A 23,697-nucleotide genomic window follows, 5' to 3' on the forward strand; every position below is an offset into this window, starting at 1 on the left:
TAAGGAAAGGGGAAGGCAGTGTCCACTGTGTCAGCGGAACGGACGGAGGCAGCCGCTCCGGTGCTGTCCATGCGAGGCGTGAGCAAGCATTTCGGTGCCGTTGCAGCCTTGTCGGATATCGCCTTGGACGTCCATGCCGGCGAAGTTGTTGCCTTGGTCGGCGACAACGGCGCCGGGAAGTCCACCTTGGTCAAGATCCTCGCGGGCGTGCATCCGCAGGACACCGGCACCGTGAACTTTGACGGTAAGGACGTGACCATCCATACGCCGGTCGATTCTATTCAGCTGGGCATCGCCACGGTCTTCCAGGACCTCGCCCTCTGCGACAACCTCACCGTCGTCGACAACCTTTTCCTCGGCCGCGAGCTGGGGCCTTGGCGGCTGAACGAAGTGGAGATGGAGGTCCAGTCTTGGAAGCTCCTGCGGCAGCTGTCGGCAAAGATCCCCTCCGTCCGCATCGCCGTCGCCTCCCTCTCCGGCGGCCAGCGGCAGACCGTTGCCATTGCCCGGTCGCTGCTGGGCAGCCCCAAGCTCATCATCCTCGACGAGCCCACGGCCGCCCTCGGCGTGGCGCAGACGGCCGAGGTGCTGAACCTGGTGGAGCGGCTGCGCGAAAACGGCCTCGCGGTGATCATGATCAGTCACAACATGCAGGACGTCCAAGCCGTCGCCGACCGTGTTGCGGTGCTGCGGTTGGGGAAGAACAACGGCACGTTCCGGATGAAGGACGTCTCAACCGACGACCTGATCGCCGCCATCACCGGCGCCACCGACAACGTGGTGACCCAGCGCGCCGCACAGACCGGTGCCGCGGCCTCGGCGAGCGCGGGAGGACCGGCAACTGAGGACGACGGGTCGGCCGGACCTGGCGGGCCGGGCGGGCTAGACGGACCAGGTGGCGGCTCGCTGCCGCCCGGTCAGGCGGCCGGCAGCACGGGGCAACCGGGATCCGGGGCAGAACCGGAAGAAGGGACCGTACCATGACAACGAATCCAGCCACCCCAGTAGCCCCGATGGCCACCGACCTGCAGGATGAACGGCTGATCCGGACCGAGGGCTTCAAGGGCGCCGTCAAGGTCGGGGTCAACCGGGTCCGCGGCGGCGATCTGGGTGTGCTGCCCATCATCGTGGGACTGCTGATCATCTGGACCATTTTCCAGGCCCTCAACCCGTTCTTCCTCTCCAGCGCCAACCTGGTCAACCTGCTGCTGGAAAGCGCCGCCGTCGGCGTCATTGCGCTGGGCATCGTCTGCGTCCTGCTGGTCGGCGAGATCGACCTGTCCGTGGGCTCGGTCAGCGGCCTGTCGGCGGCGATCGTGGGCGTCACATTCATCAAGCTGGACTGGCCGATCTGGCTGGCGGTCCTGACTGCGCTGGCGGCCGGCGCCGTCATCGGGCTGGTCTATTCGCTGGTGTACACCAAGTTCGGGGTGCCGTCCTTCGTGATCACGCTGGCCGGCCTGCTCGGTTTCCTCGGCGTGCAGCTGTTCGTGCTCGGCGTCGAGGGGACCATCAACCTGCCGTTCGATTCCTTCCTGGTCTGGTTTGGCCAGACGGCGTTCGTGCCGGCCTGGCTGTCCTACGTGCTGGCCATCCTCGGCGTGCTCGGCTTCTTCTTCAGCCAGCTCACGCTCTCCCGCCAGCGGGTGAAGGCTGGCCTCTCCGGGCGGCCGATGCGTCTGGTCCTGGTTCAGACAGTCGTGCTGGCCGTGATCCTGATATTCGCGGTGTGGTACCTGAACCAGGCCCGCGGGGTCGGCTGGATGTTCGTCTTCTTCGCCGCCCTGGTCCTGGTCATGCACTACGCCTTCACCCGGACCCAGTGGGGCCGCTCCGTCTACGCCGTCGGCGGCAACCGGGAAGCGGCGCGGCGGGCCGGCATCAGCGTTAACCGCATCTATGTGTCCATCTTCGTCCTGTGCTCGACGTTCGCGGCCGTCGGCGGCATGCTGGCCGCCGGCCGGCTGGCCGCTTCGGCGCAGAGCAGCGGCACCGGCGACGTGAACCTGAACGCCATCGCCGCCGCGGTGATCGGCGGGACCAGCCTGTTCGGCGGCCGCGGTTCGGCGTTCTCCGCGCTGCTGGGCATCCTGGTCATCCAGTCCATCTCCAGCGGCCTGACACTGCTTAACCTTGAGTCGTCGTTCCGTTACATGATCACCGGTCTGGTGCTGCTGCTGGCCGTGATCCTCGACGCCGTATCGCGCAAGTCCCGCACCTCGCACGGCCGCGCCTAGTGGCGGGCCGTTTGAGCGATATGTTCCTCGGCGTCGATATCGGCACCGGCAGCAGCAAGGCGGTGCTGACGGACGCCGAGGGCACGGTCCTGGACAGCGCAACGGTGATGCACGACGTTTCCTACCCGCGGCCGGGCTGGGCGGAGTTCGACGCCGAGGGCGGGGCGTGGGCGGAGGTGGTCCGGCTCTGCCGGGAACTTTTCTCCCGGAACGACGCCGGTGCGCTCGCCGGCGTGTGCGTCAGCGCGATGGGTCCCTGCCTGGTCGTCACGGATGAGAACCTGACCCCGCTGCGTCCGGCGATCCTCTACGGAATCGACGCGCGCGCCGTCGTCGAGATCCGCGAGCTCACCGAGGAGTTCGGCGCCGAGGCGATCTTTCTCGATTCAGGGAAGGTACTCTCGTCCCAGGCCGTGGGACCGAAGCTCCGCTGGCTGCGCAACCGGGAACCGGAGGTCTTTGCCCGCGCCCGGAACTGGCACAGCCTGAACTCCTTCCTCCTGGCCAAGCTGACTGGCGAGCTGGTGGTGGACCACCACACTGCCAGCCAATGCGATCCGCTCTACGACCTCCGTGGCAACCGGTGGCATCCGGAACGGTACAACGCCGTCGCCGCCCACCTGCCGCAGCCCCTGCTGGCGTGGCCGGCCGAAGTGTGCGGCCGCATCCATCGCCAAGCGGCCGAGGCAACCGGGCTGCCGGAAGGCGTGCCGGTCTGCGCAGGTACCGTGGACGCCTGGGCCGAGGCGTTCAGCGCCGGCGTCCGGCAGCCGGGCGACCTGATGCTGATGTACGGCTCCACCATGTTCTTCGTCCAGGTCCTCGGGGAGTTCCGCGCCGAACCCAAGCTCTGGACCACGGCCGGGGTGGACCCGGGATCGCTGACGCTGGCCGCGGGGATGTCCACGTCCGGCAGCTTGACCACCTGGCTGCAGCGGCTGTTCGGCGATGTCCCCTTCGAGCAGTTGGTGGCCGAGGCCGCCGCTACTCCCCCGGGATCCGACGGGCTGCTGCTGCTGCCCTACTTTGCCGGCGAACGGACGCCGGTCTTCGATCCCGACGCCCGCGGACTGATCACCGGGCTGTCGCTGCGCCACGGCCGCGGCCACCTGTTTCGGGCCGCGTACGAGGGCATCGGCTTCGGCATCCGGCAGATTCTCGAGTACCTGGAGAACTCCGGCGAATCGATCCGGCGGGTTGCAGCCGTCGGCGGCGGCACCAAGGCCAGGCTGTGGACAGAGATTGTCAGCAACATCACCGGACGCGATCAGCTGGTTCCGGAACAGACCATCGGTGCCAGCTATGGGGACGCCCTGCTCGCCGCCATCGGAACCGGGGCCGTGCCCGCAGCAACCGACTGGGCCAGGACGGCGACGACAGTAGAGCCCGATCGGGCCACCGCCGTGCTCTACGAAAAGCTCTACGCCACCTACGGGCGCCTGTACCCGTCGAACCGTGAGCACATGCACGTGCTCGCCGCCCTGCAGGAGCCGGCGGACGAGTAAGTGTCACCCAGAGCATGAGAATCCTGGTCACCGGTTCGGCCGACGGCCTCGGCCGGGCCGCAGCTGATGCCTTGCTCTCCGCCGGCCACAACGTCGTCGTGCACGCCCGAAACCGGGACCGGGCGCCGGTCCTGGCCCCACTGGTCGACCGCGGCGCGGACATGGTGGTGGGCGATTTCCGCGAGCGCGAGGCAGTCCGCGGCATAGCGGCGGAACTGAACGACAGGGACCCGCTCGACGCGGTAATCCACAACGCCGGGGTCTGGAGCGGACAGGCGGTGATGCCGGTGAACATCATCGCTCCATACCTCCTCACCGCGCTCCTCAACGGACCGAAACGACACGTGTATGTGAGCAGCGGTTCGCACTTCGCAGGGCACCCATCGCTGGCCGGGGTCGACTGGCAGGGCCGGACACCGGGCTCTTACTCGGACAGCAAGCTGTTTGTCACCACGCTGGCGGCCGCGCTCGCCCGCCTGCGCCCCAATCTGCTCAGCAACGCCGTGGACCCCGGCTGGGTCCCGACCAAGATGGGCGGACGCGGCGCTCCCGACGATCTGGAGCTCGGCCACCAGACCCAGGAATGGCTTGCAACCAGCGATCAACCGGAGGCACTCGGCAGCGGCGGGTACTGGTACCACCGGCAGCGGCAGCAACCACACGGTGCGGTCCACGACCACGCTTTCCAAGACCAACTCATCCAAGCGCTCGCAGAGGAAACCGGCACGCCGCTCTGACGAGCGTCCCTGTCAGATAGCGGCCACACCAGGCAGCGGGCCCTCTGTCCCCGTAGACTTTGGAGTATGCCGATCACGCGCCGCAACCATTGCTTCCACGCCCAGCCCGCCGCCGAGCTGTGCGGAGGCTATCGGTGAGCGGCGGTCTGGTTGCGCTGCTCGACGACGTCGCAGCTCTGGCCCGGATAGCGGCCGCCTCGCTGGACGACGTCGCGGCCGGGGCCGCCAAAGCCGGCACCAAGGCCGCCGGCGTGGTGATCGACGACGCCGCCGTCACCCCGCAGTACGTATCCGGGGCGGACCCGTCCCGCGAACTGCCGATGATCAAGCGGATCTTCTGGGGCTCGCTCCGGAACAAGCTGTTGTTCATCCTGCCGGCGCTGCTGCTCATCAGCGCCTTCATCCCTGCGGTCATCCCGTTCATCCTCATGCTGGGCGGCACCTACCTCTGCTACGAGGGTGCCGAAAAGGTCTGGCACAAGCTCCGCGGCGACCACTCGGCCGAAAAGGCGCCGGCGGTGGAACGCGGCCCGGCGGCCGAGGCCAAGGTCACCAAGGGCGCCATCACCACCGACTTCATCCTCTCCTGCGAGATCATGGTCATCTCGATGAACGAGGTGGCCGACCAGTCCCTGTGGGTCCGCGCGCTCATCCTCGTGGTGGTGGCGATCGCCATCACGGTGCTCGTGTACGGCGCCGTCGCACTCATCGTCAAGATGGACGACATCGGCCTGCACCTGACCACCAAGGACTCCGCGGGCTCGCAGCGCTTCGGCGGACTGCTCGTCAAGGGCATGCCCGCCGTGCTGGCTGCCATCACCTTCGTCGGGACCATCGCCATGCTCTGGGTCGGTGGCCACATTATGCTCCAGGGTGCGCACGACCTCGGCTGGCACGCCCCCTATGACCTGGTCCACGTCCTCGAGACCCCGTTCACCGGCATCGCAGTGGTCGGCGGTTTCCTGGCCTGGCTCGTGAACACCCTGTGCTCGGCCGTCCTCGGACTGGCCTGGGGCCTCGTCATCATGGCCATCCTGCACCCGCTGCTGAAAGTGCTGCCGTTCGGCAAGAAGAAGGCCGGGCACGAAGAGGGCGACGCCCGCGCCGCCGTCGCCGGCCACCAGCCGCCGGAACGCGACGCCGACCCCACCGCCTAGCTCATGCCTACCGGGTAAACGACTCCCCCGGCCGCTTTCCTACCCCGGCCCTGCGCAGACTTTTCGCCCACGGGCGACGAAGTAGTGCCGTGGACGGACATGGGGCCCGACAAGCGAGATGCTTGGCGCTCAGTGCGCGGTGCTTGTCATGGCGGGGACGCGGCCTGTTCGGCGTTATGGTTGCAGTAGATTTGTATCCCGCTGTATCAGGCCGGTGCCGGAAGGATGTTGATGGCGCATTTTGTGATCATGGGTTGCGGACGCGTGGGCGTCACGCTGGCCCACACCCTGGTTGATTCCGGGCACAGCGTAGCCATTATCGACCAGGACGATCGGGCCTTCCGCCGCCTGCGTTCGGGTTTTACCGGACGGAAAGTGACAGGTGTTGGCTTCGACCGGGACACCTTGCGCCAGGCCGACATCGAGAACGCCTATGCTTTCGCAGCCGTCTCCAGCGGCGACAACTCCAACATCCTGGCCACCCGCGTGGCGCGCGAGACCTTCCACGTGCCGCACGTCGTGGCGCGGATCTACGATCCCGGCCGCGCGGAAATCTACCAGCGGCTAGGCATCCCCACGGTGGCCGCGGTGCGCTGGAGCGCTGACCAGGTGCTGCGGCGGATCCTGCCCGAGCAGAGTATCAAGGGCGACTTCCGCGAGGCATCCGGGCGACTTATCTTGGGCGAAGTGCAACTGGACGACGGCTGGGTGGGCCGGGAGCTGGCCGAGATCGAAGCGGCCTCCGGCGCCCGGGTGGCTTACCTGACGCGTTTTGGCGAGGGGATCCTGCCCGGCCCGGGCACCCGATACCAGAAGGGCGACATCGTGCACGCCATGATGAGCGTCGATTCAACGTTCGAGATCGACCGGATCCTGTCCAAGCCCCCGGTGGAGGAGTCCGAATGAGAGTGGTGATTGCCGGCGCAGGCAGCGTTGGATCGTCTATTGCGCGCGAGTTGCTCTCGAACAACCACGAGATCCTGCTGATTGATCCGAAGCCCGAGGTGATCGGCCGCAGCGGACTGAAGGGTGCACGCTGGCTGATCGGCGACGCCTGCGAAATCACCACGCTGCGCGAAGCCCGGCTCGAGGATGCCGACGTCGTGGTCTCGGCCACCGGCGACGACAAGGTGAACCTGGTGGTCTCGCTGCTGGCCAAGAGCGAGTTCGGCGTGGGCCGCACGGTGGGACGGGTGAACAATCCGAAAAACGACTGGATGTTCGACGATTCCTGGGGCGTGGACGTGGCCGTAAACACCCCGCGCCTGATGACTGCGCTGGTTGAAGAAGCAGTGGAAATTGGTGACTTGGTCCGCCTGCTAACGCTTCAGACCGGCATCGCTTCGATGGTCGAGTTCACTGTCCCCACCGATTCCGCGTTGATCGGACGCAGGCTTGGGTCCATCGATTGGCCGCAGGATGCCACGGTGGTGGCGATCCTGCGCGACGACATTCCGATTACGCCAAGCCCTGACGACGTGGTCGAGGCCAGCGACGAGCTGTTCTTCATCACCACCATCGCCGCGGAGGACGACCTGCGGGCGGTGTTGACCGACCGGCCGGCCGCCGGAGACTGACTCAGTCTGCCCGGCTTGCCTCCACCACTGCCGGGCGGGAAACCAGCCAGGCCAGCCACAGTCCCAGTGCGTACAGCGGGACCCCCATCAGCAGGCGGGTGGTGCCCAGCGCCACCAGCCCGTCATCGCCCATCAGGTAGAGCGGAACCTGCACCGCGAGCCGCAGGACCAACACCGCCGTGAGGATCCAGGTGGCAATGGTGTAAGCCTTGAGCCGCTGCGGCTGCTTGCGCCACGCGGTCCCCTCGTTGCGGATCAACCCGAAGATGAGTCCCAGCGCCGGCCATTTGACCGCAATCGTTATCAGCATGGCCAGAATGTAGGCCGCATTGGTGAAGAAGCCCCAGACGTAGAAGTCCTCGGCACGGCCCGTGGTGTTGGCGACAAAGGCACAGATGGCAACCCCCACCAGGCCGGAGAATGCCTGCGTGACGGTGCCCCGCTGCACCAGACGCAGCACGGTGAATATGGCCGCGGCCGCCAGCGCCCCAATCAGGGCGGGGCCTAGCTCCTGGCCGATGGTGAAGACCACCAGGAAGATCACGCCGGGCAGGATGCTTTCGGCCAGCCCGCGGACACCGCCCACTGTCTTTAGGACGTCGATCTGTCCATCGGCGCTCCGTTGAACCCCGGCGCGCGCGGCGTAGCTGCTGGCGAGGGCTTCGGCAGCGTCCGGCCTCTCCTTGGCCGGCTCTTCGCCGTGGGCGGCGCTGGCCGCAGGCTGCTGCCCGGCGTCGTTCGGGCGCCCGCTGTGCTGGCCGAAGTCCGGCTGCTGATCTGTCATAGGTCAATTCTCCAACGGACTGAGGATCTCGTAACGCGGGTTGTAGATTGTGGCCAACCCGTCCACGCGGAACAGCATGCCCTCGAAGGAGAGCCGGATACCGGCCACGATTCCGGGGACCCGGTGCTGTCCCAGCCAGACCAGCCTGACCCGCGGGTGCCCGCCGTCCCGGGATTTTCCGGGCTGCTGCTGGCCTGCGTCGGTCACGATGGCGGCAAAACGCGGCGGCTGGCCGGGCGGCTCGATGGTTATAGCCTCCACCAGGCCGCTGCCGGCAACATGGCCGCGTTGTGGCAGTTGCGCCATGGGGCTGGCCCCGAAACCGGACGGAAGCTCAGGCAAGTCAGCGAATCTCGGTGATTTCCGGGCCCCGCTCCGGGGCGGACAGTCCGGGTCGCTGCGTCTCGGCGGCCTGCTGCTGCTCGGCGGCGCCCTTCGGCATCTTCAGCTGCAGCAGGTCCTTGGGCGGCAGCGGCTGTGTCCCGCGGACTACCACCGTGGCCCGGAACAATTCTTCCAGGTCGGCAGCTTTGGCCCGGTCCAAGGCGGCCGGGCCGCCGATGACGCCGCGCAGGAACCAGCGCGGTCCGTCCACGCCGAGGAACCGGGCCACCCGGTAGCCCTTCTGGCCGTCGGAACTCTGCGCCGGTAGCTTCGCCACGACTTCGGTACCCATCGGCCCGTCGACTTCCTGGACGGTGCCGCCCTGGGACCCGACGGAGCTGGCGATCTGGGTGCGGATTTCATCCCATAACCCCTCGGACTTGGGCGCGGCAAATGCCTGGAGCTGCAGGTTCGATCCGCCGAAGTCCAGCGTCACGGCCACAACCCGCTGGGATTTTTCCTCGATCTCAAGCCGCAGTTGCAGGCCCTCCCGGGGACGGATCTTCAGGGCGCCCAGATCCAGGTAGTCGGTTCCGGCGTCCTGTTCGGAGTCGTCGAACGGACCGTTGCGGCGCGGACCGCTCTCGGGCGCCTGCCGCGCGGCATCCTCACCAAGTACGGCAGCCTCGGCGGCAAGATCTTCGCCGTCGTTCTGGTTTTTCTTTTTGGAACGCCCAAATGCCATAGCTTGAGTTTCCTCTTCCTCCGGTTGTGCCGGGTTGCTCTAAAGTCTGCGCGGCTTTGCTGCCGCTTGCGGCAGGATGGCCGCCGCCGTTCCGACGGGCCGGGCCGCCACACGAGCCCGCGTCTCTACTGTGCGCCGAACCCTCCGGTGGACCCGAATCCGCCGGCGCCGCGAGCGGAGTCGGGGAGCTCGTCGACGAGCTCGAAGGCAGCCGTTTCCACCTTCTGGATGACCAGTTGAGCGATCCTGTCTCCCCGCTTGAACGTCAGCGTCTCGCTGGCGTCCGTATTGAGCAGGGTGACCGCGATCTCGCCCCGATACCCGGCGTCAACAGTGCCAGGGGCGTTGACGATGGTGAGTCCGTGCTTGGTGGCCAGACCGGACCGAGGATGCACCAAGGCAACGTAACCATGCGGCAGCGCCAGCGCCACGCCCGTCGGCACCAGGATCCGCTCCCCCGGAGCGATCCGGAAATCAATCCGGGTCCGCAGATCTGCGCCGGCGTCTCCCGGATGGGCGTAAGAGGGCGCTTCAAGTCCGTCGTCGAGCATTTTCAGCTGGACGGTCAGCGTTTCTATTGTCTGCTGCACTCGTGATCGTCTGTCCTTGAGAGGGGCGAATTCGCGGGCTGTTTTCCGGCATTCCAAAAGGCTCGCCCGCTGAGATATTCCGCACAACACTCTAGCGCGTTTTCAGCCCTCCCGCCCGCGGACGAGGCTGGTTCCACGGCGGCGGCGGAGGCAAGATGAAATGGCTGCCAAAAGGTGAAAAGCTGAGTTCATGACACAACCCGCGACCCCTGCAGGCAGCTCCGGTCCCGCCGGCGGTCCTTCTTCCGCACCACAGTACGACGAACGGCTCTGGCCCAACTTCTGGGTCTGGCTAATTGCCGCCGGTACCGCGGCCGCCGTCGTCGTGATGCTGGCCCCGATCAGCATGGCCGCCGGCATCATCGGTGCCATCGTCGCCGCCATCCTGCTGGCCGTCCTGCTGATCGCATCCACACCGCGGATCTTGGTCACCGACACCATGCTGCACGTGGGCCGCGCCCAAATCGAGCGCCGCTATGTTGGCCAGGTGGAGGCATTCACCGGCGAGGCTGCCACCGAGCAGCGTGGTCCCAAGCTGAACGGCACCGCTTACATGTGCATGCGCGGCTGGATTGATCCCGTGGTCACCATTCAGATCACCGACGAAACCGACCTGACACCGTACTGGATTGCCTCGACGCGTCGTCCGCAGCAACTGGTCGCAGCCTTGAATGGTCCGGCGCAGGACAAGGACTAGCCCGACGGCCCGTCAGCTGCGCCGGCGGCACCTGCGCGGTTGACGCAAGGCAGCGGGCGCTGCGCAGCTGACCTGCACAGCGCCTAGCTATCCCTCACAGTCCGTGCAGTAGAGCAGCCCGTCCTTCTCCTTGGCCACCTGCGACCGGTGGCGTACCAGGAAACAGGAAGCGCAGGTGAATTCGTCCTGCTGCGCCGGCAGCACGCGCACCAGCAACTCCTCGCCGGACAAGTCGGCGCCGGGCAGTTCGAATCCTTCCGCTGCCTCCGCCTCATCCTCGTCGACAACGGAAGACTGCTTATCGGTCCGCCGGTGCGACTTCAGCTCCTCAATGGACTCCTCGCTGGTCTCTTCGTCCGGCTTCCGAGGGGCATCGTAGTCAGTGGCCATTGTTGTTCGTTCACTCCCTTCCAGTCCCGGTTCATCACGGCAGGATCCCCCCGCCCCGGGACTGGTGTCCCGCGCCTGACGTACCGCTCACAGGTCAACGTATCCGCCGTCGGATTTGTGCCCGTGACGCGAAGATTCTTGCCTATTTACCGTTCGCGTGACAAACTCCCGTGCCGTCCAGGCGCCCGCTGCCGCCTGGAGCCCGCCGACTGGAGACGGCGACCTTGGCCACAAACTCCACGCCACACCCGCAAAAACAATAGGAAAAGCACTGTTTCGGTGGCAGAGTTTCAGGCAGAAAGTGTCGTCTGGCGGAGGGTTTTCATGCAGGATCTACGGCTGGTGGGTGTCCATGAGGATGGCGAACATCTGCTGTTGAGCGCAGGTGGAGACGACTACCGTCTGGCGATAGACGAGGCCCTGCGAACAGCGGTTTTTCGCCCTACAACTACCCGCGCTCCCGGTGCCGGTGAGCCAGCGGAAGCGGGTTTGTCCCCGCGCGAGATCCAAGCGCGCATTCGTGCAGGCGCCACTGCTGAGGAAGTTGCGGCCGAATCCGGCCTCGGCCTGGAACGCATCCGGCGCTACGAAAGCCCGGTGCTGGCAGAGCGGCACTACATCGTTGAGCAAGCCCGCAATATAGAGGTCGCCGGCCCGTTGCCCGGCCATGACGGATATCGTTCGGCCTTTGGCGATGAACCGGCCACCTTGGGCGGGATGGTGGACCACCGAATCCATGCCTTCGGCATCGAGCCGGACTCGATGAACTGGGATTCCTGGCGGCGCAGCGACGGCAGCTGGGAGATCGTGGCCTCGTTCCCCGTCCCGGCAGCGGCGACCACGGAGTCGATCGGGGAAGAACCGCCGGCCAGATGGATCTTCCACGCTGCCCGCCGCACCATCCAAAACGCGAACCGGTGGGCCCAGCAGTTGAGTGAACTCGAGACCGTGGAGGGCCCTGTGCCCGGCCGCCGGTTGAAGGCCGTTACCGACCACGTCTTCGACTTCGAAGCCGACAGCGTGGCTGACCTTGAGCCCGAGGACACGCAGGACGACGAGCAGTCTGCCGAATCGGAAGAGCTGCTGGAAGTGCTGCGCTCGCGCCGCGGACAGCGGCTGGGCGTCGATGAGGACGCCGACGACGCGTTGGCCCTGATGCTCACCCAGGGTCCGGTGCCCGCCGCCCATCCCCGCGACTCGTTTGAGCGCGACGGGTTCGAACGAGACTCGTTTGATGAAACCGATGATCACGACGACGCTGAGCCCGCCGTTCGTCCACGGGCCGGATTCCCCCTGACCCTGGCCCCGGCCTACGACGACGGTCCCATCTCCTCCTTGGAGTTGGACCATGGGATCAGCACGCTCACGCACGAGATCACGCTCTCGGGCGCGCCGGAATTCCTGCGGGATGAACCTGCGGAGCGGGTTGAAGGCGACGACCAAGACCTGTCCGGGCACCGTGCCGAAGAGGACGAGGACGACGACGAAGCCCGCGACGATGCGCAGGCCCCCCGCTCTCCTGCCGACCAGCCGGCAGATGAGCCGCGTCCTTCCACCGCTCCGGTAAGAACGGTGGCTGCGGGCAATGCCTCTGTCTGGGACAAGAACCGGGCGGAAGAGGCTGTCTCCCAGGCGGCCGAATCCGATTCAGCAACCGCCGCGGACGACGCCGATGAAGCGGACTCGGCACCGGAACCGCCCAAGCGGACCATCAAGCCTAAACGGTCCAGCGTTCCCAGCTGGGACGAAATCGTCTTCGGCACCAAGCACGACTAACGGCTGCCCTCCAGGCAACCGGCGGCTTTCCTAACCACCTGTCGATTTACACCCTGGGCTCAAACCAAGGCGGCCACCGCAGGGTACGGGATTTTCTTCCTAGAAGGGCGGCGGGTCCTGCTGTTGGTTTGGTGACGGCCAGTGTTGCAGCCGATCGGTTGCCGGTGGTTCGTTCTGGTGGTCTGCTGCTTGATTCTTATGGACCGGGTGCCAGGGCGGCAACCAACCGTCATCGCTGGAGCTGTCCGCTGGCCCGGATCCCATCGGTGGCTTGGTGGTGAGTGGTTCGATTCGTGGCCGGTGGTCGTTCGGGAGCGCGGCGGCGAGGGCGGGCGGGTAGGCCGGCCGGCCGGGCGGGTCGTTGTCTTCGCCGGGCCGGTCGGTGTAGGTCCGGCCGGCCGGGGTGGTCACTTCAAACACCCCGGGCGCGGGCTGGGCCATCTTCCAGCCGGCCCGGGTTTTCAGCCCGTGGTGGGTCTCGCACGGCGGGCCCAGGTTCCCGGCATCGGTTTCGCCCCTGGCGCCGTCGGCGCGGAAGGCCTGGGTGTGGTCGATCTGGCAGGCCTTGCCGTGTTTGCGGCAGCCGGCAAACGGACACACCTCGTCCCGTTTCCGCACCGTCCGGGCCAGGTCCGCGGGCGGCCGGTACCGGGTGCGGCCGTAGGAGAGCCGGGCCCCGGTCTCCGGGTGCGTCAGGATCCGGTAGAACGACTTCGCATCCGCACACAGTTGCCGGGCCGTGTCCGCCGGGATCGGCCCGAACCCGTCCAGCGTGGCCGGTTCCTCGCTCAACCCCAGCAGCGAGAGCACCGGGACGGTGACCGCCGGTTCGGCATGGATCCCGGCCGCCGGCCCGGTCTCCAGGCCCGCGTGCACGAGCAGGTCGGTGAACACGTCGGCCCGCAACTGCCCCCTGGACCGGGTCTCGCCGGTCTGGCCGCGCAGGTGGTGGGCGGTGCGGGTGAGCCGGTCATCGATCGCGGCGGCCTGCTCGGCCGGCAGGTACGCGTTCAGCCACGCCATCCCGTCCGGGGCCGGTTCCACGCCCACGTTCCGCCGTTCCTCCGCCCTGCGGCGGCGCCTGGTGATGGTCTCCGGGTGCGTGCGCTCGCGCAGCCGCCGGGCCATGTCCCGCAGCGACCGCAGCGACCTGCCCTTCACCCGGCCCAACAGGGCCTGTTCGAACCCGGCCGCCGCGTCCTCGGGCAGGGACCGGCCCTGGCTGACAATAACGGCGGCCTGTTCCCGGTCCAGGTCCCCGGCGGCCATCGCCGCCAGCGTGGCGGGAAACAACCGGTGCAGGTCAGCGGCCTGGTCCAACCGCGCCCGGGCCTGGTGATCGGGCAGGCCGAGCAGGCAGCCCAGTTCCTCGGCCGCGGACGTCGCGGCCAGCAACTGCCGCTGCCGCAACGTGGTGCACCCCGGCCCCGGCGGCGGCAACTGCTTCAACGCCCTGCGGCCCAACTGCGCCTCCAACGCCACCTCCCGGGCATCCAGCCAACACCTGACCCGGTGCACCGCGGCCAGATGCTCCACCGCCTCCTGATACCCCAGCCCGCCGGTCTCCGACCCGGTCAGCGTGGCCAACAACACCGCCGGCTCCGCCCCCGCCACCAGTGTTTCAAGGCGCTCGGCGTAATAGTCGGCGTTCGCTTCCGACTCAAACAACCCCGCCGGCAGCCAACACCCCTCGGGCAGATTCGGCAGCTCCGCGAACTCCGCCGGCACCGCACCCACCCCCGGCGGCCGATCGGTCCCGTCGTCGAGTTCCCAGACCGCGAAGTCCTCCCGGTACGCCCGGTTCCCCTGGTCAAGCTCCTCATCCGCGGCCGGCGGGATCACCAGGCCCGCGTACGGGTCCGGGCCGGGCTCGAACACCGGCTCCGCCCACCGCGCCGGCACCGGCACCGGCACCTTCCGGGCCGGTTTCATCCGCGCCAGAATCGCCGCGATCGCCACCTCACGCTCCTCCTGCGTAGGCAACCGCCGGCCCTCCCCGGCAACCTGCCCCCGCTCCGCGTTCTCCTCCATGACCCAACCCAACCAGCCGGGTACGACAATTTGGCCCGAGCCACTTCTGATGTCGGAGTTCGCGGTGGAAAGCGTTGGTGCGAGATCCGGAGGGCGGAGAGATCCGGCGTCGCCCGGCAAAGCCGCGTCGGAGAGAACCGGAGGGCCGGGACAGCCGAGGCTGGAGTTGAAAGTTGGGCGAGGGAACCTGACGGGCGTATGAAATCTGAAGGTGCGGCGAGAGACACGGAGCCGGGAGCCGAGAGCTGGGCTGAGGGACTTGAAGGGGCGAAGAAGCCCTCAGTGGCGCCATAAGGAGTGCGGAAGGCGACCGGTGATGTGACAGACGGCGCCGAAGGCGACCGTGGTGTGACAGAAGGTGCGGACGACCCCGATGCCGCGACAGAATGTGCGGCTGGCGCGTGCCTAGCGGCGTTTGCTCGGGGCCGCCAAGGTCAGCAGCGGTACTTCACGCTCGGCCTTGGTGAGCGAGCCGTGCTGGCCGACCACCGACATGGCGGTTTCCGGGACCCGGCGGGTGTCATAGAAGGCGACGGGTTCGCGGGCGGCCACCATCAGGTCTCCGATGCGCGGCAGCACGCGGGGATCTACGTCGCCGAAGAAGCCGCGGTTGATGGCTTCTTCCCGGGTGATGATCCAGGCCTGATTCCCGTAGGTCGCCCGCCAGGCGGCGGTCGTCTGTTCGCGGTGCGCGGCCGTTGCATCGGGCTCAAAGTAGAGATGGACCAGCCGGGGCTCCCCCGCTGTGTGCCGGATGCCGGCGACCAGCGCCGGATCTGCCGAGTAGTCAAACCGGAACTCTTCGGCCACGTCCAGCATGCCGTGGTCGGCGGTTAGCAGCAGCAGTGTATCGGCGGGCAGCTGACGGGTCAGACGGCGCATGTCCGAATCCAGTTCTTCCAGCTCACTCCCCCACTGGGCCGAGGCGGCGCCGAACCGGTGGCCGGCCTTGTCCAGTTCGTTGAAGTACAGGTAGACCAGAGCGCGATCGGTGGCGGCCAGGGCCTCGGCCGTCGCGAGGGTGCGGGCGTGGCTGGTTGCCCCCGCCCTGAACGCACTGCCGCGCAGCGCCGCCCTGGTCATCCCGGATTCGGCGAACCGGGGCAGGCTGACCGTGGTGACCGGCAGGTGTTCCGCCACCTGTTCGAACACCGTGGGATGCGGCTGCCAGAGGCGCGGATCAACCCTGGCGTCCCAGCCGCCGAGCTGGTTGACCACTTTGTCCTGGTCCGGGTCCAGCACGTCGTAGCCGACCATGCCGTGCCGTCCCGGTGCCAATCCGGTCCCCAGGCTGGCGAGGGACGCCGCCGTCGTCGATGGAAAGGCGCTGCCGAGGGTGCGGGAGTTTTCCATGGCCTGGCGCAGGAACGGGGCGTGTCCGCCGCGCTGCTTGAGCAGCGCCTTACCGAGCCCGTCCACCATGACCACGCAGACGCGCCTGGCCGGCGGCAGTTGCAGGACATTCTTAAAGCCGTTGGCGCCCACGGCCGCGGCGGCACTGGTCATCACCTCGGCAAGGGAGTTGCGGCCGTAGCCGGGGGCGGCCGGGAGCGGTTCAGGTGTCAGAGTCATGCAGCGTCAGTTCCGCAGATCAGCGGCCGTGGTGACCGCGGACCAAACGGTTGCCGATGCGCGGGCGCGGCTGCACCGGTCCCGGCACAGCGGCGGGTTCGGGGTTGCTGGTGCTCACCTTGCGCAGTGCCCGGGCAAAATCCTTGGCGTTCTGCACGGCCTGCAGCCCGTCCGCCTCGGCGCTGACGCGGAGCACAATGTCCTCCTGCACGATGTTGCCGGTGTAGCCATGGTCGGCATCGCACTGCGGATCGCCGCAGCCGGCCGGGCCCATGTCCAGGCGCTGGCCGCCGGACCAGGCAATGGCCAGGGTCAACTCGCGGGCCTGGTCGGCGGAGGTGTAGTTCTGCGGCTGGGCATAGACATAGCTGAGCACCACCGAACGGATCTGGCTGACCGGAACGGACTCGGTGGAAATCTGCGCCACCATCTGCTCGCCCTCGTCGTCGAGCTGCTGGTCGTCCACGTGGGTGATGACCAGCATGTCCTCGGTGAGGACCAGCACGGTGATGTGCCGGTGCACCTCGTTGCGGTCGAAGTGTGTCTCCAAGTGGACCAAGTGGGAGAGCGGTTCGCGCTGGTCCAGGGCGTCGTGGACCACGTCGGAAACCAGCAGCGGGTAGAAGCCTGCCCGGTTGAGGGCGTCGTCAAGACTGCGGCGTTCTGCCGTCGAAAGGTGGCTCATATCTTCCATATTCCCCTACCCTGCTGCCCGATGGCTAACCCGGGGGTCAGTCCCGCATGGCGCGCCGCGCGCTATCCGTACGGTGCGCGTGGTTGCCGAGCCTGACTTCGGCGTTCAGCACGGCGAGCCCGCGGTCGGAGAGCTGGACCGGATTGAGCTCCAGCAGCGCCACCTCGGGATGTTCGTCCTTCAGCTGCGCGACCCGGGCAATCAGGTCCTCCAGCGCCGGCACATCCACGGCGGGCAGCCCTTGGTAGCCGAAGAGCTTGCCGGCGGCGCGCGGCCCGCGGACCAAGTCCGCCACGTCCACTGTGGTCAGTGGCGGGATCCGGTGCGACCAGTCCCCCAGCAGGTTCACGGCGTCGCCGGCCAGCCCGAAGGACACCACCGGGCCAAGCAGCGGATCTTCGATCGCGCGGATGGTGCAGGCCTGACCCGCGCGCACCATCGACTGGACCTCCAGCGGAATGTCGCCGAACTGGGCCAGGCTGGCCCGCATATGCGCAATGTTGGCGCGCAGCGTGGTTGCATCGGTGATGTTCAACCGGACGCCGCCCAGATCCAGCCGCTGGCGCAGCCGCGCATCGGTGGTCTTCAGCGCCACTGGCCAGCCGAGCCGTTCGGCGGCGGCCACCGCCTCGTCGTCGTTGGTGAAGCCGGCCGAGTCCTGCACGGTGATGCCGTAGCACCCCAGCAGCCGGGCGGTCTGCTCCTGGCTGGGCGTGAGCAGATCCGTGCCGGTCAGCCCGGCGAGCAGGGCGTCGATCTGCTGCTGGGACGCGGCGGGGTCGGTGCCGGCCGATTCGGTGTATTCGCCTTTGTCACGGGCCTTCCATTCGGCATAGCGGACCACGGCCGCCAGCGCGTTGACGGCGCTGCCGGGGCTGGCAAAACATGGCAGCGCCCGCTGGAGTCCGCCCGCCGCCGGTTCCGTACCGGCCCCGGATCCATCGCCGGTTGCCAGCAGGCCGTCGGTCCGTTCCGCCAGGTCGAGCACGCCCGTAAAGGAGGCAACCACCGGTTTGCCCGCTTCTTCCGCGCACTCGCGCAGCACTTCCGCCAGCACCGAGGTCTGGATTCCCGTGGCCGGGAGGAGGGTGACGACGGCGGCGTGCACCTCGGGCGCCGCCAGCGCCTGCCGCACCCGCTGGCGAAGCACCGGCAGCGCCTTGGACTGCCCGGTGTTCAGGTCCATCCCGGTTTCCAGCCGGACCACGTCCAACTGGTGGGCCTTGGCGGCGTCGGCCACCACGTTGCCCAGTGCCAGGGAGTTGCTGAACACGGCCAGATTGGCTCCGGCCGGGAGCGGCTGGCTGACCAGGATCTGCGCCACGTCCATGAGTTCTTCGTTGGTTTCCACGCGGATCACGCCGGACTGGCGGAACATCGCGTCCAGCGCGCCCATCGGCGCCTGGGTGGTCCGCACCGCATGGCCCGGGGGCAGCTGCAGTCCCATCACGTCGGACTTGGCCACGATCACGGGCTTGCTGAGCGAGAGCCGGCGGGCGATCCGGGAGAATTTACGCGGGTTGCCGATGGATTCCAGATACAGCCCCACCGCCTTGGTGGCCGCGTCATCTTCCCAGTACTGCATCACATCGTTGCCGGAAACGTCTGCCCGGTTGCCGCCGGAGACCATCGAGGACAAGCCGAGCCCGCGCCGGCTGGCGGCGGTGTAGAGCAGCACACCGATCGCCGCCGACTGGCTAAACAGTCCCAGCGGTCCTCGCGGCGGCATGGCGGGTGCCATGGACGCATTCAACGAGACAGCGGGATCGGTATTCAGGAGTCCCAGCGAACCGGGGCCGATCACGCGCATGCCGTGGGCGCGGGCGTGTCGGACCAGTTCGCGCTGCCGTTGCAGTCCTTCGTTGCCGGCTTGGGAGAATCCGTCGCTGGCCACCAAGATCCCCTTGACCCCGGCGGCAGCGCATTCGCGTGCCACCTTGGTTACTTCCTCATAGGGGACGGCGACGACGGCGAGTTCCACCGGTTCCGGGACCTCGGCGATGGTCCCATAGGAGATCATGCCGTTCAGCTCAAAGGCTTGCGGATTGATGGCGTAGACGGGGCCGGTGAATCCGGCTTCGATGATGTTCTCCAGCAGCGAGTAGCCCACGCTGCCCCAGTCCCGGCTGGCACCGATCACCGCCACGGCACCGGGCGCCAGCAGGGCGGCAACGCTCTTGGCCTCGGCCCGGTGTTCGCGGGAGGCCATCACGGCACGGGACCGTTCGGTCGGATCAAGGTCGAACTCCAGGGCGACCACGCCGTCGTCGAAATGGCGCCGCACTTCATACCCCGCGTCGTTGAAGACGGTGATCATCTTTCGGTTCTCCGGCAGCACCTCGGCGGAAAACTTGCTGATGCCGTTTTCCCGGGCGGCCGCGGCCAGGTGCTCCAGCAGAATGGATCCCAGTCCGCGCCCCTGGTGGGCGTCCGAAATGTTGAAGGCAACTTCGGCCTCGGCCGGATCGTTGAGCCGGTCATAGCGGCCGATCCCGATGATTTCGTCGCCCATGGTGATCACGAAGGCCACGCGGTTGACGTAGTCGACGTTGGTGAAGCGGGCCAGTTCGCGCGCGCTGAGCTTGGCCTTGAAGGTGAAAAAGCGCAGGTAGATGGAGCTCTCGGATTGCCCCACGTGGAAGGCCTGCAGCGCCTCGGCGTCGGCCGGGACTATGGGGCGCAGGTGCGCCGTCCCGCCGTCGCGCAGCACGACATCCGCTTCCCAATAATCCGGATAATCCGGGGAATCAGCCTCTTGCGCCATAAACTCACTGTATCCGCAACTTTTAACTAAGGACCGAAGCACTACCCATGCCCCGTCGCCAGACTCCAGCCCCCGAAGAGGACTTCACGGAGAACATCGTCGATATTGACGTGACTTCCGAGATGGAAGGCTCCTTCCTCGAATACGCCTACTCGGTCATCTACTCGCGCGCCCTGCCCGATGCCCGCGACGGGTTGAAGCCGGTGCAGCGCCGCATTCTGTACATGATGTCCCAGATGGGGCTGCGGCCGGACCGGGGGCATGTGAAGTCCGCCCGCGTGGTCGGCGAAGTGATGGGCAAGCTCCACCCGCACGGCGACGCCGCCATTTACGACGCGATGGTGCGGATGGCCCAGTCGTTCTCGCTGCGGATGCCGCTGATCGACGGGCACGGCAACTTCGGATCGCTCGACGACGGGCCGGCGGCGCCGCGGTACACCGAGGCGCGGCTGGCGGCCCCGGCGCTGGCGCTGACGGACCATCTGGACGAAGACGTGGTGGACTTCGTTCCCAACTACGACAACCAGCTGATGCAGCCGGAGGTGCTCCCGGCCGCCTTCCCCAACCTGCTGGTCAACGGCTCCTCCGGCATCGCCGTGGGTATGGCCACCAACATGGCTCCGCACAACCTGGGCGAAGTGATCGCCGCGGCCCAGCACCTGATCGCCAACCCCGAAGCCACTCTCGAGGACATCATCCGGTTCGTTCCGGGGCCGGATCTGCCTTCGGGCGGAAAGATCGTGGGACTGGACGGCGTCCGGGACGCGTACGCCACCGGCCGCGGTTCGTTCAAGACCAGGGCCAAGGTGGAGGTGGAAAAGCTCACCGCCCGCCGCACCGGACTGGTGGTCACGGAGCTGCCCTACGGCGTCGGCCCGGAAAAGGTGATCGAGAAGATCAAGGACGCGGTCACGTCCAAGAAGCTGCAGGGCATCAGCGACATAGTGGACCTGACCGACCGGCAGCACGGCCTGCGCCTGGTCATTGAACTGAAGAACGGCTTCAACCCGAACGCCGTGCTCGCCCAGCTGTACCGCTATTCGCCAATGGAAGATTCCTTTGGCATCAACAACGTCACGCTGGTGGACGGGCAGCCGCGCACGCTGGGCCTGCTGGAGCTGCTGCAGGTCTACGTGGACCACCGCATCGGCGTGGTCCGCCGGCGCACGGCGTTCCGGCTGGGCAAGAAGAAAGACCGGCTGCATCTGGTCGAGGGTCTCTTGATTGCCATCGTGGACATCGACGAGGTCATCCAGATCATCCGGTCCTCGGACGAAGCCGCCGCCGCCCGCGAACGGCTGATGGCGATCTACGACCTGTCCGAGATTCAGGCCAACTACATCCTGGAACTGCGGCTTCGCCAGCTGACCAAGTACTCGCGGATCGAACTGGAAAAGGAACAGGACGAACTGCGCCGCGAGATTGCGGAGCTGGAGGAGATCCTGGCCAACGAGTCCACGCTGCGCCGGCTGGTCTCCACCGAGCTGGGCGAGGTTTCCGCCCTCTACGCCACGCCGCGGCGGACCGTGCTGCTCGAATCCGAGGCCGCTGCCCCGCTTCGCGGCACGGCACTGCCGGCTCCAGCCGCCGCGGGCAAGAACGCCAAGGCGGCCCTGCCGCTGCAGATTGCCGACGACCCGTGCTGGGTACTGCTCTCCGCGTCCGGCCAGCTCGCCCGCACCGTGGACCAGGACCCTTTGGCGGACGGCCAGCGGATCCGGCACGACACGCTGCTGTCCGTGGTCAAGACCACCGCGCGCGCCGAGATCGGGGCCGTCACCTCGCTGGGCCGGATGCTGCGGCTACCGGTGCTGGACATGCCGGTGCTCGCCGGGGCGGCCGGTTCCCCGAATCTGGCCGGCGGGGTTCCGGTCAAGGAGTTCATCACGCTGGCGAAGGGCGAATCCCTGGTGGCGTTGGCGCCGCTGGACAAGGTGCTGGCCATCGGCACTGCCCAGGGCGTGGCCAAGCGCGTCACCCCGGACTACCCGCTGAACCGGGAGGACTGGGAGATCATCACGCTCAAGCCCAAGGACTACATTGTGGGCCTGAGCGTGCCGGCCGACGACGACGAGCTGGTCTTCATCACGCGCCAGGCGCAGCTACTGCACTTCCCGGCCTCCACGGTCCGGGCCCAGGGGCGCACCGCCGGCGGCGTGGCGGGGATCAAGCTGGCGGCCGAGGACACGGTAGCGTTCTTCGGCTCGGTCGCGGCCGGAGATCCGGCCGCCGTCGTCGTCACCGTTGCCTCCACGCAGGACGCCCTGCCGGGCACCTCCCCGGGATCCGTCAAGGTCACCCCGTTCGCCGAGTACCCGGCGAAGGGCCGGGCCACCGGCGGCGTCCGTGCACACCGCTTCCTGAAGGGCGAAGACGTGCTCACGCTGGCGTGGGCCGGGCATGGGCCCGCGAAGGCCAGTTCCGCCAACGGGGCCTCGCGGGCGTTGCCCACCGAACATGGCCGCCGCGATGGATCCGGCATACCGCTGTCCCAGGCGGTGGACGCCGTCGGCCCGTCCCTGTCCGGCCCGTCCCTGTCCGACCCGTCCCTGTCCGACCCGTCCCTGTCGCAGCAGGAGCCGGAAGACTCGTAGGCTGGCAGCATGCCGATCACTCCGGACACCAAAGACTGGACCTGGGTCACCGAACGGCCCTGCCCCGAATGCGGCTTCGATCCGGCCGGCATCACGCCGGACCGGATCGGCCCGGCGCTGCTGGCCTCCGTGCCGCGCTGGCAAGCCGCGCTGGCGGAACCCGGCGTGGGCAGCCGCCCGGACAGCAGCACCTGGTCCGTCCTGGAGTACGCGGCCCACGTGCGCGACCTCTGCCGGGTGTTCGACACCCGGCTCCAGCTGATGCTGGGCCAGGACAATCCGGACTTCGCGAACTGGGACCAGGATGCCGCAGCGGTGGAGGGACAGTACGCCAGCCTGGATCCACTCGCCGTGGCCCAGGAGTTAGCCGCGGCGGCAGCCGATGCGGCGGCGGCCTTCAACGCCGTGACGCCGGCAGAGTGGGACCGGAGCGGCAGACGCAGCAACGGCTCGGTTTTCACGGTCACCACCCTGGGCACCTACTTCCTGCACGACGTCACGCACCACCTGCACGACGTCGGGGCCTAGCGGCCCGGGGTCAGGTCAGCGGCAGCTCGTAGTCCAGGTAGCGCTTGGTGGGCACGTAGCCCATCCGGGTGTAGAGGGCCAGCGCCCCGCTGGGGTTCTCGGTGTCCACGCCCAGCCCGGCATGTGCCATCCCGCCGGCCTTGAACCGGCGCATGGCCTCCGCGAGCAGCGACTGGGCGAGCCCGCGGCCGCGCCACTGCCTGCGGACGCCCAGCAGGTTGGTGAACCCCTCGTCGTACCCCGACTGGTTTTTATACTCCGGATCAAAGCTGGCCACTTGGTACGCCACCGTCTCGCCGGAGGCGGCCTCCACCACCGACATGCTCCATTCCGGCTTGGTTTCCGGGTGCTGCACCAAGGTCTTCCACCGGCGCTCGTCCCGTGGCTCACTGCCCCAGTGGTCCGCGAACGCTTCGTTGTGGGCCAGCCGAACGGCGTCGCTGTCGCCCGGATCCAAGTCCACAAACGCGAAGCCATGCGGCAGCGGCGCGTCCGGAATCTCCTGGAGCGGCCGGGTCATTTCGGTGAAATAGCGCACCACCTTGGCACCCACCGCGGCCATCAGCGCGTTGTGCGCCGGGTCTTGTTCCTCGGTGCTGCTCCGCAGGACGCCGCCGGTGATGCCGGCCGCGCCGAACCGGCGCTTCTGGCACTCGGCCTGCCACGCGTAGAGCGCCCTGCCGATGCCGCGGCGGCGGCAGTCCGGATCCACCCCGCCCCAAGTGTGCGCCACGGGCGAGCCGGCGTTCGCGTAGACCCGGCCCACCGCACGCACGGTCCCGTCGGCATCCAGCCCGATGGCGGTGCACTCAGCCGGGTCGTTGGCAGGGTCGTCGAAAGCCTCCGCCAGATCCGCCTTCGTCTCGGTCCACACGGGCTTGTCCACCGCGGCCATCCGATGGATCAACTGGTGCCAGCCGTCAATGTCCGCTTCCGTCATCGCCCGCCACTGCAGGGCTGCGCCCGGATCGGCCGGGAGGTCGGGATTCGTCATT

General features: G+C 67.7%; 21 protein-coding genes. 11 read left to right on the forward strand and 10 right to left on the reverse strand.

All coding sequences use genetic code 11. From position 1 onward, the window contains the following. The first annotated feature begins 18 nt into the window (after positions 1-18). From ACWF5H_RS07560 to ACWF5H_RS07590, 7 genes are all read left to right on the forward strand, one after another. Entirely contained in the window at positions 19-984 is a 966-nt protein-coding gene (locus ACWF5H_RS07560) for an ATP-binding cassette domain-containing protein (protein ID WP_452035919.1), read from the forward strand. Continuing rightward, positions 981-2,237, forward strand: coding sequence for a sugar ABC transporter permease (locus ACWF5H_RS07565; protein WP_452035920.1), 1,257 nt, complete (start codon positions 981-983; stop codon positions 2,235-2,237). Before ACWF5H_RS07560 ends, ACWF5H_RS07565 begins: the two co-directional genes overlap by 4 nt. A 20-nt stretch (positions 2,238-2,257) precedes the next feature. Then, entirely contained in the window at positions 2,258-3,742 is a 1,485-nt protein-coding gene (locus tag ACWF5H_RS07570) for an FGGY-family carbohydrate kinase (RefSeq protein WP_452036072.1), read from the forward strand. A 14-nt stretch (positions 3,743-3,756) separates the two neighbouring features. After that, positions 3,757-4,479: an SDR family NAD(P)-dependent oxidoreductase gene (locus ACWF5H_RS07575; RefSeq protein ID WP_452035922.1), complete on the forward strand. Its 723-nt coding sequence runs from the start codon at positions 3,757-3,759 to the stop codon at positions 4,477-4,479. 134 nt (positions 4,480-4,613) lie between these two features. Then, a complete protein-coding gene (locus ACWF5H_RS07580; RefSeq protein ID WP_452035923.1) occupies positions 4,614-5,636 on the forward strand; it encodes a DUF808 domain-containing protein in 1,023 nt (340 codons plus the stop codon). 231 nt (positions 5,637-5,867) lie between these two features. Next, entirely contained in the window at positions 5,868-6,542 is a 675-nt protein-coding gene (locus tag ACWF5H_RS07585) for a potassium channel family protein (protein ID WP_364649812.1), read from the forward strand. Then, positions 6,539-7,213, forward strand: a complete 675-nt coding sequence (locus tag ACWF5H_RS07590) for a potassium channel family protein (RefSeq protein ID WP_452035924.1) — start codon at positions 6,539-6,541, stop codon at positions 7,211-7,213. The genes ACWF5H_RS07585 and ACWF5H_RS07590 overlap by 4 nt, the downstream gene beginning before the upstream one ends. 1 nt (position 7,214) lies before the next feature. On the opposite strand, the gene ACWF5H_RS07595 is transcribed toward ACWF5H_RS07590, so the two are convergent. The 4 genes from ACWF5H_RS07595 to dut form a co-directional block, all read right to left on the reverse strand. Continuing rightward, positions 7,215-7,997: a DUF3159 domain-containing protein gene (locus ACWF5H_RS07595; RefSeq protein ID WP_452035926.1), complete on the reverse strand. Its 783-nt coding sequence runs from the start codon at positions 7,995-7,997 to the stop codon at positions 7,215-7,217. A 3-nt stretch (positions 7,998-8,000) separates the two neighbouring features. Beyond that, positions 8,001-8,339 carry a hypothetical protein gene (locus ACWF5H_RS07600; protein WP_452035927.1) on the reverse strand — a complete coding sequence of 113 codons (339 nt, stop codon included), beginning with the start codon at positions 8,337-8,339 and terminating at the stop codon, positions 8,001-8,003. A gap of 1 nt (position 8,340) precedes the next feature. Beyond that, entirely contained in the window at positions 8,341-9,066 is a 726-nt protein-coding gene (locus ACWF5H_RS07605; RefSeq protein WP_452035929.1) for a DUF3710 domain-containing protein, read from the reverse strand. 125 nt (positions 9,067-9,191) lie between these two features. Further along, positions 9,192-9,656: a dUTP diphosphatase gene (dut, locus tag ACWF5H_RS07610; protein ID WP_364649797.1), complete on the reverse strand. Its 465-nt coding sequence runs from the start codon at positions 9,654-9,656 to the stop codon at positions 9,192-9,194. A gap of 190 nt (positions 9,657-9,846) precedes the next feature. Here dut and ACWF5H_RS07615 point away from each other — a divergent pair, with 190 nt between their 5' ends. Further along, positions 9,847-10,353, forward strand: coding sequence for a DUF3093 domain-containing protein (locus ACWF5H_RS07615; protein WP_364649794.1), 507 nt, complete (start codon positions 9,847-9,849; stop codon positions 10,351-10,353). A gap of 87 nt (positions 10,354-10,440) precedes the next feature. Here the strand turns inward: ACWF5H_RS07615 and ACWF5H_RS07620 are convergent, their stop codons facing one another. Next, positions 10,441-10,743: a DUF4193 domain-containing protein gene (locus ACWF5H_RS07620; RefSeq protein ID WP_127515375.1), complete on the reverse strand. Its 303-nt coding sequence runs from the start codon at positions 10,741-10,743 to the stop codon at positions 10,441-10,443. A 324-nt stretch (positions 10,744-11,067) separates the two neighbouring features. On the opposite strand from ACWF5H_RS07620, the gene sepH reads away from it, so the two are divergent. Next, positions 11,068-12,519, forward strand: a complete 1,452-nt coding sequence (gene sepH, locus ACWF5H_RS07625) for a septation protein SepH (protein WP_452035932.1) — start codon at positions 11,068-11,070, stop codon at positions 12,517-12,519. Between the two features lie 99 nt (positions 12,520-12,618). On the opposite strand, the gene ACWF5H_RS07630 is transcribed toward sepH, so the two are convergent. The 4 genes from ACWF5H_RS07630 to ACWF5H_RS07645 form a co-directional block, all read right to left on the reverse strand. After that, complete coding sequence (locus ACWF5H_RS07630) at positions 12,619-14,550, reverse strand: DUF222 domain-containing protein (protein ID WP_452035933.1); 1,932 nt, start codon at positions 14,548-14,550, stop codon at positions 12,619-12,621. A gap of 405 nt (positions 14,551-14,955) precedes the next feature. Beyond that, positions 14,956-16,122 carry an alkaline phosphatase family protein gene (locus tag ACWF5H_RS07635; protein ID WP_452035935.1) on the reverse strand — a complete coding sequence of 389 codons (1,167 nt, stop codon included), beginning with the start codon at positions 16,120-16,122 and terminating at the stop codon, positions 14,956-14,958. A 19-nt stretch (positions 16,123-16,141) separates the two neighbouring features. Beyond that, the gene (locus ACWF5H_RS07640) at positions 16,142-16,807 is read right to left on the reverse strand and encodes a DUF5998 family protein (protein WP_452035937.1); all 666 of its coding nucleotides are present in this window, start codon (positions 16,805-16,807) and stop codon (positions 16,142-16,144) included. A 46-nt stretch (positions 16,808-16,853) separates the two neighbouring features. Then, positions 16,854-19,580 carry a bifunctional acetate--CoA ligase family protein/GNAT family N-acetyltransferase gene (locus ACWF5H_RS07645; protein WP_452035938.1) on the reverse strand — a complete coding sequence of 909 codons (2,727 nt, stop codon included), beginning with the start codon at positions 19,578-19,580 and terminating at the stop codon, positions 16,854-16,856. A gap of 47 nt (positions 19,581-19,627) precedes the next feature. Here ACWF5H_RS07645 and ACWF5H_RS07650 point away from each other — a divergent pair, with 47 nt between their 5' ends. Next, the gene (locus ACWF5H_RS07650; RefSeq protein ID WP_452035939.1) at positions 19,628-22,174 is read left to right on the forward strand and encodes a DNA gyrase/topoisomerase IV subunit A; all 2,547 of its coding nucleotides are present in this window, start codon (positions 19,628-19,630) and stop codon (positions 22,172-22,174) included. 9 nt (positions 22,175-22,183) lie between these two features. Next, positions 22,184-22,702 carry a DinB family protein gene (locus tag ACWF5H_RS07655; protein ID WP_452035940.1) on the forward strand — a complete coding sequence of 173 codons (519 nt, stop codon included), beginning with the start codon at positions 22,184-22,186 and terminating at the stop codon, positions 22,700-22,702. A 10-nt stretch (positions 22,703-22,712) separates the two neighbouring features. Here the strand turns inward: ACWF5H_RS07655 and ACWF5H_RS07660 are convergent, their stop codons facing one another. Further along, positions 22,713-23,696: a GNAT family N-acetyltransferase gene (locus ACWF5H_RS07660; RefSeq protein ID WP_452035941.1), complete on the reverse strand. Its 984-nt coding sequence runs from the start codon at positions 23,694-23,696 to the stop codon at positions 22,713-22,715. Between the last annotated feature and the right edge of the window lies 1 nt (position 23,697).

This window comes from Arthrobacter sp. NPDC055138 (assembly GCF_053607305.1).

What these genes read in the sequence shown, in the direction of transcription:
- ACWF5H_RS07565 (WP_452035920.1), top strand. Translation starts at nt 981, where the DNA reads ATGACAACGAATCCAGCCACCCCAGTAGCCCCGATGGCCACCGACCTG.
- ACWF5H_RS07570 (WP_452036072.1), top strand. Translation starts at nt 2,258, where the DNA reads ATGTTCCTCGGCGTCGATATCGGCACCGGCAGCAGCAAGGCGGTGCTG.
- ACWF5H_RS07575 (WP_452035922.1), top strand. Translation starts at nt 3,757, where the DNA reads ATGAGAATCCTGGTCACCGGTTCGGCCGACGGCCTCGGCCGGGCCGCA.
- ACWF5H_RS07585 (WP_364649812.1), top strand. Translation starts at nt 5,868, where the DNA reads ATGGCGCATTTTGTGATCATGGGTTGCGGACGCGTGGGCGTCACGCTG.
- ACWF5H_RS07590 (WP_452035924.1), top strand. Translation starts at nt 6,539, where the DNA reads ATGAGAGTGGTGATTGCCGGCGCAGGCAGCGTTGGATCGTCTATTGCG.
- ACWF5H_RS07595 (WP_452035926.1), bottom strand. Translation starts at nt 7,997, where the DNA reads ATGACAGATCAGCAGCCGGACTTCGGCCAGCACAGCGGGCGCCCGAAC.
- ACWF5H_RS07605 (WP_452035929.1), bottom strand. Translation starts at nt 9,066, where the DNA reads ATGGCATTTGGGCGTTCCAAAAAGAAAAACCAGAACGACGGCGAAGAT.
- ACWF5H_RS07615 (WP_364649794.1), top strand. Translation starts at nt 9,847, where the DNA reads ATGACACAACCCGCGACCCCTGCAGGCAGCTCCGGTCCCGCCGGCGGT.
- ACWF5H_RS07620 (WP_127515375.1), bottom strand. Translation starts at nt 10,743, where the DNA reads ATGGCCACTGACTACGATGCCCCTCGGAAGCCGGACGAAGAGACCAGC.
- sepH (WP_452035932.1), top strand. Translation starts at nt 11,068, where the DNA reads ATGCAGGATCTACGGCTGGTGGGTGTCCATGAGGATGGCGAACATCTG.
- ACWF5H_RS07630 (WP_452035933.1), bottom strand. Translation starts at nt 14,550, where the DNA reads ATGGAGGAGAACGCGGAGCGGGGGCAGGTTGCCGGGGAGGGCCGGCGG.
- ACWF5H_RS07635 (WP_452035935.1), bottom strand. Translation starts at nt 16,122, where the DNA reads ATGACTCTGACACCTGAACCGCTCCCGGCCGCCCCCGGCTACGGCCGC.
- ACWF5H_RS07640 (WP_452035937.1), bottom strand. Translation starts at nt 16,807, where the DNA reads ATGAGCCACCTTTCGACGGCAGAACGCCGCAGTCTTGACGACGCCCTC.
- ACWF5H_RS07645 (WP_452035938.1), bottom strand. Translation starts at nt 19,580, where the DNA reads ATGGCGCAAGAGGCTGATTCCCCGGATTATCCGGATTATTGGGAAGCG.
- ACWF5H_RS07650 (WP_452035939.1), top strand. Translation starts at nt 19,628, where the DNA reads ATGCCCCGTCGCCAGACTCCAGCCCCCGAAGAGGACTTCACGGAGAAC.
- ACWF5H_RS07655 (WP_452035940.1), top strand. Translation starts at nt 22,184, where the DNA reads ATGCCGATCACTCCGGACACCAAAGACTGGACCTGGGTCACCGAACGG.
- ACWF5H_RS07660 (WP_452035941.1), bottom strand. Translation starts at nt 23,696, where the DNA reads ATGACGAATCCCGACCTCCCGGCCGATCCGGGCGCAGCCCTGCAGTGG.